The organism is Thalassotalea hakodatensis (assembly GCF_030295995.1).
Taxonomy (GTDB): domain Bacteria; phylum Pseudomonadota; class Gammaproteobacteria; order Enterobacterales; family Alteromonadaceae; genus Thalassotalea_C; species Thalassotalea_C hakodatensis.
On the sequence record NZ_AP027365.1, the window covers coordinates 2,077,412 to 2,090,352 of the forward strand.

Below are 12,941 nucleotides of genomic sequence, written 5' to 3' on the forward strand. Positions count from 1 at the left end.
ATGAAAATCTTAAAAGGAATTATGCTAGGCATTGTCTGCTTAGCTGTCCTTGGCTTTTTATTTAAAGCTCCTATAATAGGGGCTTTTCGGGCGCACATAATAAGTACCTTTGGTGAGTTTCCAGAGACCGAATTTAAATACAAAGAAATTCCTGGCAGTTATGCAGATACTGTTTGTAATAATAGCCATACTAACTATGGAGAAACGGTTAGAAATACTCAGTCGTTAGACGGTACTTGGGCAATTGAACAGGGCAGTTTATCGGATCAAATGCCTAATGAATTTAGCCGTAGTGTTCAAGTGCCCGGTTTTGTATCAGAAGCTGTGCCTGCCTTTGTTGATGTAGGTGTGCAAAGTGATGAACGTGATGCTTTTTGGTATAAGAAAACTTTTACAGCGCCAGAGCAAGAGTTCGCTCAATCTCATTTGTGTTTAGAAAAAGCAAAATATGGCGTTAAAGTTTGGCTTAACGGAAAGGCTCTAGGTGAGCACTTTGGCGCTTATTCAGTTTCTGAATACGATTTATCACAAGCGATTAAGTATGGACAAGAGAATGAGTTAATTGTTCGCATAGGATCTGAGTACTCTTCAGTACCTGAATTTATTCCCGTTGGTGCAGATCTTGAAAAGCGTGGCTGGTTTCCTGGTTTGTGGGACAGTGTCAGTTTAGTTCATACAGGTGCTACAACAATTGTTAGAACCAAGGTCGAGCCAGACATTGATACTAATCAGGTTAAAGTGCTTACCACGGTTAAAAACAGTAGTAATCAATCAGTAGAAATCTCATTAGGCCAACAGGTTTCTGAGTGGCAATCTAAAATAGTTTCAGCTATGCCTGTTGAAACCACATTAACCTTAAAGCCACAAGAAACAACAGTTGTAGAGCAACTTATTACTCTTGAATCACCGAATTTATGGTCACCTGAATCGCCATTTCTTTATAGTGTTAAGGCTCATATCAAAGAAAACGGTGTTGACTCAGATGATCGAGTGACACGCTTTGGTATGCGTAAATTTGAGTGGAAGTCTGGCGAAGGTAAAGGTTTTTTCTTAAATAATAAACGCTACTATTTGCGCGGCTCTAATATTGCATTGCACAGGTTTTTTGAAGACCAAGATCGTAAAGCTCTGCCGTGGGATAGAGAGTGGGTTCATAAACTTTATTCAGGCCACATGAAAGACTTTAATTGGAATACCTTTAGATTTCACAATGGTCGCGCGCCAAATTTTTGGTACGATTTAGCAGATGAAGTAGGTCTTATCGTGGTAGATGAATACCATATATTTGCGCCAATTAATCGACTGGTTGAAGGGCGAGCAAACTCACTTAATTGGTCATTAACAGAATTAGAGAAAGAGTATACTTCATGGGTTCAAGAGAACTGGAACCATGCTTCAATTGGCTGGTGGGATGCGTCGAATGAAACTCACAATCCATTACCTTATGAAGCGGTATCATTGGTTCGCCATTTAGACCCAACTCGTGCATGGGATGCTGGCAGCTATCGTGCACCGAATGGTCCCAATGACCCACTAGAAGAGCATCCGTACAAATTTAGTGGCGCTCATTTCTTAAACAGCACTAAGGTTGATCACGAACTAAAAGATCTCGATGATTTTAGCCGTATACCTCCGATGACTAATGGCCCCATTTTTAGAACCTTTGATGGCGAAGGCGCGAGAGAACATCCTTATATTAATAACGAATATGGTTGGTTGTGGCTAACCCGTGACGGCAGCGACCCTACAGAAATTTCTGGCATCGCTTTTGACTTATTAGCGCCGGGAGTTGATCTAACCCCTGAACAACGCCGTGAAGTTTATGCCTACTTTATTTCTGAGTTAACTGGATATTGGCGCGCAAAAAGAGGTTATGCAGGGATTAAACATTTTGTTTATTTAAGTAAATGTTCAGACAAAGATACTATTCCAGAAGATTGGGCGTTAAAAGAACCCAGTGTCACTTGTGATAATTTTGTCGATGTTAAAAATTTAACGATGGAGCCTAAATGGCAGTTTTGGGCACCTCATGCCTTTGCGCCTGTGGGTATAAATATCGACAGGTGGAACGACGAATTTTACTCGCCGGGTAGAAAGGTACCGGTTCCTGTGGCGCTTATTAATGATACTTACGAAGGCGGTTTAGTGACGGTGACATTAATAGCGGCAGATAAAAACGGCAAAGTATTGTCAAAAGCGATAAAAGAAAACGTTTCATTAGCAGCGCTTGAAGCGAGAACACAAAGTTTTGATATTCATTTACCTAAAGCAAATGAGTTTGTTTTATACGCTCAATTGTCGGCTGATTGGATTAAAACACCGGTGTTAAGTCGTCGTAAAATTGGTTTAGAACATATCGGTATAGAAACCAAGTTACCTGCTGAATTTGCAGTAAACTAAATAGGAATTGTAATTGATGAATAAATTGATAAAGGTATCACTTGGGCTAGTTTGTTCTGCATTAATACAAACAGTTAATGCGAGTGAACAACAGCCAAATATATTGTTTGTATTTTCTGATGACCATGCAACGCATTCGATTAGTGCATACGGTTCAAAAATCAACCAAACACCTAATATTGACCGTTTGGCTAATGAAGGTATGTTGTTTAGAAGTGCTTTTGCTACCAACTCTATTTGTGGGCCAAGCAGGGCGGTGATCTTAACTGGAAAGCATAGCCATATGAATGGCTTTATGAATAATGAGTGGGGTGGCGATTTTGACGGCTCACAACAAACTTTCCCTAAGCTTTTGCAAAAAGCAGGTTATCAAACATCCTTAATTGGTAAATGGCATTTATTCAGTAAACCGACAGGTTTTGATCATTGGGAAATTTTACCCGGGCAAGGGCGTTATTATAATCCGCGCTTTAAAAGTGAGTTGGGAACACAAGAGATCACTGGCTATACTACTGATGTTATTACCGACAGGGCACTTGATTGGTTAGATAAGCGTGATAAAAACAAACCTTTTATGTTGATGTATCAGCATAAAGCGCCACATCGTGAATGGGCACCAGGTCCTGATCATATCGACAAATATAAAGATATTGAAATTCCTGAGCCAGCGACACTTTTTGACGATCACAAAGGTCGTGCAGCATCACTTAGCCCAGATTTAGAGATGTCGATTTCTCATTTCTTAACAAAAGCAGATTTAAAGCTTGAACCACCTGCTTATTTAAATGAAGAGCAAGCGGCTAATTGGAACAGAGCATATGCCGCTGAGAACAAGGCTTATTTTGAAAATAAACTACAAGGCGATGCCAGAACAAAATGGCGATATCAAAGGTACATCAAAGACTACATGCGCTCGGTTGATTCGATTGATGATAACTTAGGCCGCGTGATGGCTTATTTAAAAGAAAATAACCTTGAAGAAAACACCATTGTAATTTATAGCTCAGATCAAGGGTTTTTCTTAGGGGATCATGGCTGGTTTGATAAGCGTTGGATGTATGAAGACTCAATCAATATGCCGCTTATTGTTAAGTGGCCGGGTAAAATTAAGCCGGGCAGTGAAAATAATGATTTAGTCCAAAATCTTGATTTCGCCCAAACGTTTTTGGATATTGCGGGTGTTAAAGCGCCAAGTGATATGCAAGGTAAAAGTTTAGTGCCTTTATTAAGGCAAGAGAGACAAGACCAAGACTCTAGTGACAAAGCACCATTTCGTGATGCCATTTATTACCACTTTTACGAAAATCCAGGCTGGGCGTTTGTACCACGCCATTATGGTGTACGTACCGACAGATATAAGTTAATCCATTTTTATAAGCTAGGTACGTGGGAGTTTTATGACTTAGTAAATGACCCTAATGAACTTAACAATTTGATAGGAGATAAATCCCAATCTGCGATTATTTCACAATTGAAAACGCGATTAACTCAGTTACGAAGCGAATATCAAGTGCCTGAGGAAGATCCCGAGCCTACGCTAATGGAGCGATTTAAGTTTTGGATTATGCACAAAGGGCTTTCTTCACAACTTGAAGATTAATGCTTAACTTAATAATCTAACGCTATTACTTTACCTTGATAGCATAAAAAAAAGTAAAACCTGATGTGAATTAATTGTTTGCATCAGGTTTTTTTATATTTCTAATCGTTATTCTAAAGGTTTGAATTATCTATGTTTAAAAAACTAATTATTGGCTTTTTTGTCTTTCTTTTTATTATGGCAGTTAGTCTTTTTGTGTATGCAAAATATTGGGGCATGATACCTCGTCATGATTATGAAACCGTTGCGCCAGTTATTCCTAAAATGTCAAAGCCTGCGGTACTTATTTTCAATAAAACTAACGGCTATATTCATCACGATGCACTACCTGCAGCACAAGCTATGCTAGCTAACATTGCTAGAAAACATGGCTGGGATATTTACACAACGGATAATGGGGCTATTCATAATACTAACGATTTAGCACAGTTTAAGTTAATTGTTTGGAATAATGTATCAGGTGATGTGCTTACCATTAAGCAAAGACAAGCTTTTAAACAATGGTTAGAACAAGGAGGCGGTTGGCTAGGAATTCATGCTTCGGGAGGAGACCCTTCGTATCAATGGCAATGGTATGTCGATAGCTTAATTGGCGCCCAATTTATTGGCCATACTATGCACCCACAATTTCAAAATGCAAAAATAAATGTAACTGATATACAAGAGCCACTAACAAACCACCTGCCGAGTGCATGGTTATTTCCTGATGAAGAATGGTATGCATTCGATCGCAACCCAAGACATACCGGCCATGAAATCTTATTAACAATTGACGAAGGCTCTTATCAAACGGTAGGTAAATCCTTCTTAGGCAATGACCAAATGGTTGGGGAGCATCCGCTTGTTTGGCGAAGCACAATCGGTCAAGGACGTGCATTTTATTCCGCCATAGGGCATCAAGCCAAAAGTTACCAAATTAAAGAATATGTTGAACTCATTGATAAGGCATTAGTTTGGTTGATGGGGGAATAAATCCTCTTTTCTCCATTTGTACCTAAAGGAAAATGGCGTTATTTGTTCAGGTTGTTTTCATTTTAACCCTTTACCTTTATGGCTAACTTCTTAAAAGGTAATCTATTCATGGCTCAAAATATTCACTACATCAAAAAACAAACCACTATTCAGCTTATTGCCAATTTTATTATTGGTGGTGTTATCGCTTATTTCATGACCAAAGAATTGCCACAAGTCAATTTATGGTTAGACACTAACAATATCGCCCAAACCAACATTGCTGTTGATCTCATCATGGGTAGTTTCTTTATGGCGTTAATACTTAGCTTGGTTTATTCAATGTTAACAAAAAGTGCTAAAAACAAAGGTGAGTTCTCCTTACAAACAAGCCATAAACTATTAGCCAAACTGCCAAATAACTTTCTTAAACGTGCTTTATTTGTCGGTGGGTTATTTCTGTTTAGCTTTGGTTTTTTCGCAATTGCCATGTTTAGTTTAATGGGCATCGAAGGCCTTAGCCCAACGGCTTTTGTTTTTCTCAAAGCTGTGCTCTCTGGCATAGAGGCTGCTCTAGTCACCTTCATCATTATTCATAAAGAACTAAGCCATTAATCAATTTTATGTGGCATAAGTTTTAATTAATTTAGAAGAAAAAATAATCTTACATACCATGAAAGGATATTATTAATGATTAAATTTCAATCAATTAATTTTAAAGAAAAATATGGCCCTTGGGCTCTAGTTGCTGGCGGCGCCTTGGGTTTGGGGGAGTGTTGGTGTAATGAATTAGCGAGGCGTGGTCTTAATATTATTTCTATTGACCGTGATCCGGAAGCCTTAAAAAAGCAAGAATCTGTATTGCGAAATGACTTTGGTATTGAAGTGATATCAATCCAAGCCGATTTGTCTAATGAAAATGTTATTGATGTTATTAAACACAGAACAGGTGATATAGAGGTTGGTCTTATGGTATTTAGTGCTGCGATGACAACAGATCCTGCTATCGTAAGGCCTCATTTATTTCATGAAGGTAGTTTAAGTTACCACCAAAAGCTTATTAATCTAAATATTAGTGCGGTTAGTGACTTTTCCTATCATTTTGGTCAGTTAATGAAAAAAAGAAAAAAAGGCGGTATCGTATTAATTTCCTCCGGAGCTGATGGGCAAGGAGCGCCATTTAATGCGCATTATGGTGCATCAAAAGGGTATCAAACATTATTAGGGGAAGCCCTATGGTTTGAATTAAAACCTTACAATGTAGATGTTATCGCTGCTCCTTTGGGGATGACCAACACCACGGCAATGGATAAATTTCAAGATAAAGAAAATTTAGCTCGATTAAAGCCTATGGACCCAACTGAAGTTGTTATAGAGATAATGCAAAATTTGGGCAAACAGCCACAAATAATTCCAGGGAGAAAGAATAGAATAGGCCAATTAATCATGAAAAGATTCATGGGACGAGAGAGTGCAATTAGGGCGATGGCAAATATTTTTCTAGATAAGTTTCTTATCGGTGAAAAACAATATGATATTTATCGTAAGTAATCATTTTATCATCTGCATGATGCGTATTAGATCTTAGTATAATACATTGCAGGAATGCAATATGTGGAATGAGCCTATGTAAGAAGCTACCCTCTCGCTTGATAAGCACACTTGATAATACTAAATTGAGTTCAGGTTCATTTCATTAAAGCGCTTTAGGTTACCTAGTATAGAAGACAATATAAAGGTTAGCCATGAAAGTTAGTTTAAAGATGATCGACAAAGAGTTGCGTTTAGCCGGTTTTTTTGTACGTCCGTTTTGTCGTCCTTCGTTAACGATGTTTAAATTTGTACAGAAGATGTGTATTAAATCTAGAGGGAAACTGATTGAAGGTTTGCACTGTGAACAGAAGTACATAGATAGAAAAAATAGCCAAGAAAAGATACGCGTTTGTATTTACAAACCCTTAAATCCTAGTGATAAACCATTACCGGTTATACTCTATTGTCATGGTGGAGGGTACGCATTAACCATACCTGAATTAGCCTCACCTCAAATAAAAGGTCTTCTTGATACACGAGATTGTATAGTAGTTGCACCTGATTACAGAAAGTCAATGGAAGCCCCTTACCCAGCTGCTTTGGATGATTGCTATGATACGTTAAAGTGGATTAAAAATAATACTAAGGAATTGGGGGCGAGAAGTGATCAAATCATGGTGGTAGGACACAGTGCTGGTGGTGGTCTAACTGCAGCAGTAACGCTACTAGCCAGAGATAAAAAAGAAGTGAATATTGCTTTTCAAATGCCTGTTTGTCCAATGATTGACGATCGCATGTTAGGAGACTCTGCAATTGATAACAACGCACCAATGTGGAATTCAAAACTTAATGCATTTGGTTGGGATTTATACCTAAAAGGCTTAAAAGATAATAACCAAGAAATACCTGAATATGCTGCACCTGCCCGAGCAACAGACTATACAAACTTACCCCCAACAGCAACTTATGTTGGTGACATAGAGCCTTTTAGAGATGAAACAATAGCTTATGTTGCAAATTTAAGAGCGGCTGGTGTCCCCACTGAGTTCAAATTATATAAAGGGGGCTATCATGGCTTTGATGCCATTGTACCTAAAGCTAAAATAAGTCAGCAAGCGATTGAATTTATTCATGGTGAATTCAGTTATGCTGTTGATAACTATTTTGCCAAGCAATGACATAAAACTACTGTTCTAATGAAGTCACTCTAAAGTTTTCTGGTTTTTTCATGTGCTTAGCTGGCTTGTATGGCTAAGTGCTTGTTATTTTTCATTCTATTTTATCCATTTTTCCTTTCAGGATAGTTTCAGACTTCATTGTTAACCTAGGAGTATCTTTAAATATATGATACTCAAATTGGATAGTTAACCATGATAAATTCTTGGAAATTTGTGTCCATTGTTGCTGCTGTTTTTAGCGTTCTTTTACCTATAAGTTATGCAAAAGCAAGTGATGAAATAGCGGTTACAGAAGTACAAACTAAACCTAACATTATTTTCATTTTCGCGGATGATTTAGGCTATGGCGATATCAGTTCATTTGGTGCAACCGATATTAACACGCCCAATATTGACCAAATAGGCGAGCAAGGAATCAAGTTTACCAACTTTTATTCCGCTGCCAATATTTGTACACCGTCACGAGCTTCGCTATTAACAGGTCGTCACTCGGTACGCATGGGGATCTCAGCCGTTTTCGCTGAAAGCAGCCCTGAAGGTATGCCGTTAAGTGAAATTACTATTGCTGAAGCGTTAAAGCCACAAGGTTACAAAACCGGTATGGTTGGCAAGTGGCACCTTGGCCATCATGACCGTTTCATGCCTTGGAATCAGGGTTTTGAAGAGTTTTATGGTGTTCCTTTTAGTAACGACATGTCAAATTTCTTCTGGTATGAGAACCAAGAGGTAACCTATACCGAAATTGACCAACAATATCTCACTAAACGTTATACCGACAAAGCGATCGACTTTATCGACCGTCATCAACATCAACCGTTCTTTTTGTACCTTGCCCATAGCATGCCGCATGTGCCGCTTTATGCTTCACCTGAATTTCAAGGCAGTAGTGAACGAGGTTTATATGGCGATGTGGTGCAAGAGCTTGATTGGTCTGTTGGTGAAATAATCAAGACCTTAAAAGCTAAAGGGTTATGGGAAAATACTTTATTAGTCTTTTCAAGTGATAACGGGCCATGGCTAATGATGGGCGAAGACGGTGGCTCAGCAGGTGAATTACGTAATGGCAAAATGACAACCTTTGATGGTGGTCACCGCGTACCAACGGTTGCTCACTGGCCTGCTGGTATTGAGCCTCGTCAATATGACGGCGTGTTATCTATGCTTGATTGGTTTCCTACCTTTGTTGAACTGAGTGGCGGCTCATTGCCAACCGATCGCGAAATTGATGGTAATAACATTACCCGTGTACTCAGCGGAGAAAGCGACAACCAAGAGGGCGTTTATGTTTATTTCGATCGCCTCAATAAACAAGTTCAAGCGGTGCGTAAAGGAAACTTTAAATTAAAGCTCGCTCATGGCTTGGGGTTAAATATTTATACAGGTAACGGTATTATCGCCAATATGACTGCATACAGTCATCCATTATTACTAATCGACTTATCAAAAGACCCTTTTGAAAGTGATAATTTAGCAGACCAATACCCAGAAAAGGTTGCTGAATTAAAAGAAATTATTGCAAAGCATCAATCAATTAAACCAGAGCAACGATGGTTATTAATGGGCGGCACAGCGAGTGATAAAAAAGGTTATGGGCCATTTTTCACTACAATGGCAATCATGGCACTGATTTCATTAATCATTCTTGTCGGTATTATTTATGGTGTATTTAAATTGCTTAGACGTGGTTATCGCCGTATCAAGTCATCAACACAAAAATCTTCAAACTAGGTAAATTATTATGAATAAATGGCTCAAATATTCTGCAATTGCTGTTGCAGTTCCCGTGGGGTTAGCGGCATTAGGTGCAGCTAAGATCTTTTGGCTAGATACGCTTTTAGCAAAAAGTGATATTGGCCCTGAAGCACCAACATTAACTGCTAATGGCTATACTTATCGCGATCTAAATAAAAATGGTCAATTAGATGTCTATGAAGACTCACGTCAACCCATTGACCGTCGTGTCAGTGATTTGATTGATCAAATGAACATTGAAGAAAAAGCGGGCCTAATGTTTCAACCGCCAATAACGTTTGGTGAAAATGCTGAAATTATTGAAGGAATGAATTTTTCAATTGGCTACGGTACCTACGATGTTATTAATTCTCGTTTAATTAACCATTTCAATTTAATGGGCTCAGCGCCAATAAAAGAAATGGCTCGCTGGCACAACGATATTCAAAAGCTTGCCGAGCAAACCCGTTTAGGTATTCCAATTACCATCTCAACGGATCCTCGCCACAGTTTGCGTGATGGCAAAAGTGCAACCTCAGTACGCACTGAAGGTTTTTCATTATGGCCTGAGCCTATTGGTTTTGGTGCGATAGGTGATGAAAAAGTCGCCGAAGAGTTTGGCCGTATAGCCAACATTGAATACCGCGCTGTAGGTATTCGTTTAGCACTGCACCCAATGGCAGATTTAGCCACAGAGCCGCGTTGGGCTCGGGGTATAGGTACCTTTGGTGAAGAAGCAGAATTATCGTCTAAATTGGTTGCTGGTTATATAAAAGGTTTTCAAGGCGCTAACATTGGCAAATCAAGTGTGTTAACTATGGTTAAACACTTTCCAGGTGGAGGCCCACAACGTGACGGTTTAGATGCGCATCAATTCTACGGCGCAGAGCAAGCATACCCTGGTGATAACTTTGATTATCACTTGAAACCTTTTCAAGCAGCATTTGATGTAGGCGCTGCTCAAGTTATGCCTTATTACGGCATTCCTAATGGCCAAACATCAGAAGATGTTGCTATGAGTTACAACAAAGAGATTATCACCGATATGCTGCGTGGTGATTTTGGTTTTGACGGTGTTGTTTGTACAGATTGGGGTATTGTTACTTCAAAAATGGCGGGCCCTGTAGTTGCCATGCGCGCAAGAGCTTGGGGCTTAGAAGGTTTATCTGAGTCTGATCGCTTTAAAAAAGCACTTGATGCTGGTGTTGACCAATTTGGCGGTGAAGAATTACCTGAATTCATTGTTGATCTAGTCGAATCTGGACAAGTTTCTGAAGGGCGTATAAATACCTCTATTCGTCGTATCTTAAAAGACAAATTCCGCTTAGGACTATTTGACGACCCTTATGTCGATATGGCAATGGCGGATAAAATAACTGGCACAGACGAGTTTATGAAAGCAGGCGCCTTGGCACAACGTAAATCTTTAGTGTTGCTGAAGAACCAAAAAGAGACCGTTGCACAAAGTACTTCACAAAGCAGTATTCAAAATAAAGAATATGCTTTGCCATTAGCTAAAAATATTAAGGTCTATATTGAAGGTCTTAGTAAAGAGTCAACCAGCAAATATGCGCAAGTGGTCGATAATTTAGATGATGCCGATGTTGCTATTTTACATGTTAAAGCGCCACACCGTCCGCCAAGAACTGATTTAGGCTTTGGTGAAAATATTATCGAAACCATATTAAACCAAGGTGATCTTGATTTTAAAGGTGAAGAGTTAGCGCATATCAAAAAAGTGATGGCAACTAAACCAACCGTTGTGGTGATTTATTTAGAACGCCCATCAGTTATTCCAGAAATCGCTGAAAACGCTGTTGGTATATTAGCGGAATTTGGTGCCACTGATGAGGCGATGTTAGATGTTTTATTTGGTGATTTTAACCCAACCGGCAAATTGCCATTTGAAATGCCAAGTTCTATGGCGGCCGTTGAAGCGCAGTTTGAAGATGTGCCTTTTGACTCCGTTGATCCGTTATTCAACTTTGGTCACGGTTTGTCATACAAGCAGTAAGGGAATATCCTAACGCGTTAACTTTTGCGTTTAGTTCCCTCAAGGCCTTTTCATTATCCGATGAGAAGGCCACTTAATTTCCAATTATAACAAACCATTATTAACTAAAGCTCAATCAGAATCTGACTTTGCTTTTTGTTGATGTGTTTGCTTTATTCTTACCATAACCACTGCTGATAAATTGGTGATGCTTGATTAATGGTAAATACTTTCAGTAATACGCCTTGCTCAAGTACATCTATTTCGATAAAACCTTCTTGCGATGTAGCAAATTGCGTTTGCTCGTTATAACTTACGCCGCTAAGTTTTGCGCTATTGGCTGCGCCGCTGACTAGGTTGTAGTGCGTTTTATTTTCATCTTTTTGTTCAAACACCTGCAAACTGTGATCATGTCCTGCAGCAAAAATTGTTTTGGGATAAGGAATAAGCTGGGAGTTCATGCCATTTATTAAACGCTGGTACTTTAGGCTATCTACATCTTGTTGGTTGTTATTAAAAAATGTCACAATGCTGACGTAAAGTTGATAGCCTAAGCTCGAATAGTAACCGCCATGAGGCCCCATGGTTTCAATCGGGTGATGGCCATTTAATACAATGATATTGTCAGGAAACGCTTGGTAGCTCTTGGTTAGCAATGACGATAAATGTTCCAGGGCCTTGTTAAAGTCGTTTTGACTAGCCTTTATTAACCACATGGTATCTAAAAAAACTAAGCTGACACCGTCACGTAATATCATTTGAGGTAGAGGAGATGAAGCTTCTTGATAAGGAACAAACATGGCTGATAGTTTGTTGGTGCTAGCATAGTTTTCTATATATTCCGCTTGTGTGTCGACCTGTGTTGCATACCAGTCATGGTTGCCGGGAACGATGAACATTTCAGCGCCACTTTGTTTCGCTATTTGAAGTTGTGCTTCTAAAAAACTGATGTGTTTCAATTGCTTGCTGGTAAATACTTGCTGCTCAGGAAGTTTATTGGGAAAACCTGATGGGTAAATATTATCACCTAACATGATCACTGCCGTTTTTTCGGGAGATTTTTCTGCATGTTCAACTGCTTTCTGAAGACTTGCTTGTAAGGGCTTAATCGACGATAAACCAGCGTCGCCTAATAGTATAATGCGTTGCTTTAATTCACCTTGTGCTTTAATAGACTGTTGAATGTCTGGGTTGATATAAACCTTATGGTTTGTTGAGCTTTTATAAGCGCATGCAGATAAAAGTAGGGTGGTGATTAATGTGAATAATCGCAATGTCATCGAGACCTCTTAAGAAGGTATTGTTAGTGGTAAATGAGTGGTCAATAATAGGGGGGGCGCCTGAAGTAGAGCTGAAAATAAAGAAGAATTAGTAGTAGAAGTTTGAATCAATCTTTATTGATTTTATAGCATTGTACATTTTCTTCGTCGTTCAGTTTTGTTCGTTCAAAATCATAAAGATTTGCTAATATTTTAGCCTTTTCTTTCCCAAAGTATTGATGAGAAAAGCCAGGGTACATACTTGCTGTTCCTAAGGTTATTATACTTTTTATTTC

At 39.0% G+C, this 12,941-nt stretch carries 9 protein-coding genes; 8 read left to right on the plus strand and 1 reads right to left on the minus strand.

All coding sequences use genetic code 11. From position 1 onward, the window contains the following. From QUE72_RS09010 to QUE72_RS09045, 8 genes are all read left to right on the plus strand, one after another. On the plus strand, positions 1-2,400 hold the full coding sequence (locus QUE72_RS09010) for a glycoside hydrolase family 2 protein (protein WP_286272878.1): 2,400 nt from the start codon (positions 1-3) through the stop codon (positions 2,398-2,400). Positions 2,401-2,416: 16 nt separating this feature from the next. Then, entirely contained in the window at positions 2,417-4,000 is a 1,584-nt protein-coding gene (locus QUE72_RS09015; RefSeq protein ID WP_286272879.1) for a sulfatase family protein, read from the plus strand. Positions 4,001-4,132: 132 nt separating this feature from the next. Continuing rightward, positions 4,133-4,972, plus strand: coding sequence for a ThuA domain-containing protein (locus QUE72_RS09020; protein ID WP_286272880.1), 840 nt, complete (start codon positions 4,133-4,135; stop codon positions 4,970-4,972). A gap of 108 nt (positions 4,973-5,080) precedes the next feature. Continuing rightward, positions 5,081-5,566, plus strand: coding sequence for a hypothetical protein (locus QUE72_RS09025; RefSeq protein ID WP_286272881.1), 486 nt, complete (start codon positions 5,081-5,083; stop codon positions 5,564-5,566). A 75-nt stretch (positions 5,567-5,641) separates the two neighbouring features. Then, positions 5,642-6,502, plus strand: coding sequence for an SDR family NAD(P)-dependent oxidoreductase (locus QUE72_RS09030; RefSeq protein WP_286272882.1), 861 nt, complete (start codon positions 5,642-5,644; stop codon positions 6,500-6,502). Between the two features lie 194 nt (positions 6,503-6,696). Then, positions 6,697-7,662 (plus strand): alpha/beta hydrolase, encoded by a 966-nt coding sequence (locus tag QUE72_RS09035; protein ID WP_286272884.1) that lies wholly within the window; start codon positions 6,697-6,699, stop codon positions 7,660-7,662. A 192-nt stretch (positions 7,663-7,854) separates the two neighbouring features. Further along, the gene (locus tag QUE72_RS09040) at positions 7,855-9,390 is read left to right on the plus strand and encodes a sulfatase family protein (RefSeq protein ID WP_286272886.1); all 1,536 of its coding nucleotides are present in this window, start codon (positions 7,855-7,857) and stop codon (positions 9,388-9,390) included. Positions 9,391-9,400: 10 nt separating this feature from the next. Then, positions 9,401-11,407 (plus strand): glycoside hydrolase family 3 protein, encoded by a 2,007-nt coding sequence (locus tag QUE72_RS09045; protein ID WP_286272888.1) that lies wholly within the window; start codon positions 9,401-9,403, stop codon positions 11,405-11,407. A 158-nt stretch (positions 11,408-11,565) separates the two neighbouring features. Here QUE72_RS09045 and QUE72_RS09050 read toward each other — a convergent pair whose 3' ends face one another. Next, on the minus strand, positions 11,566-12,666 hold the full coding sequence (locus tag QUE72_RS09050; RefSeq protein WP_286272890.1) for a metallophosphoesterase: 1,101 nt from the start codon (positions 12,664-12,666) through the stop codon (positions 11,566-11,568). Between the last annotated feature and the right edge of the window lie 275 nt (positions 12,667-12,941).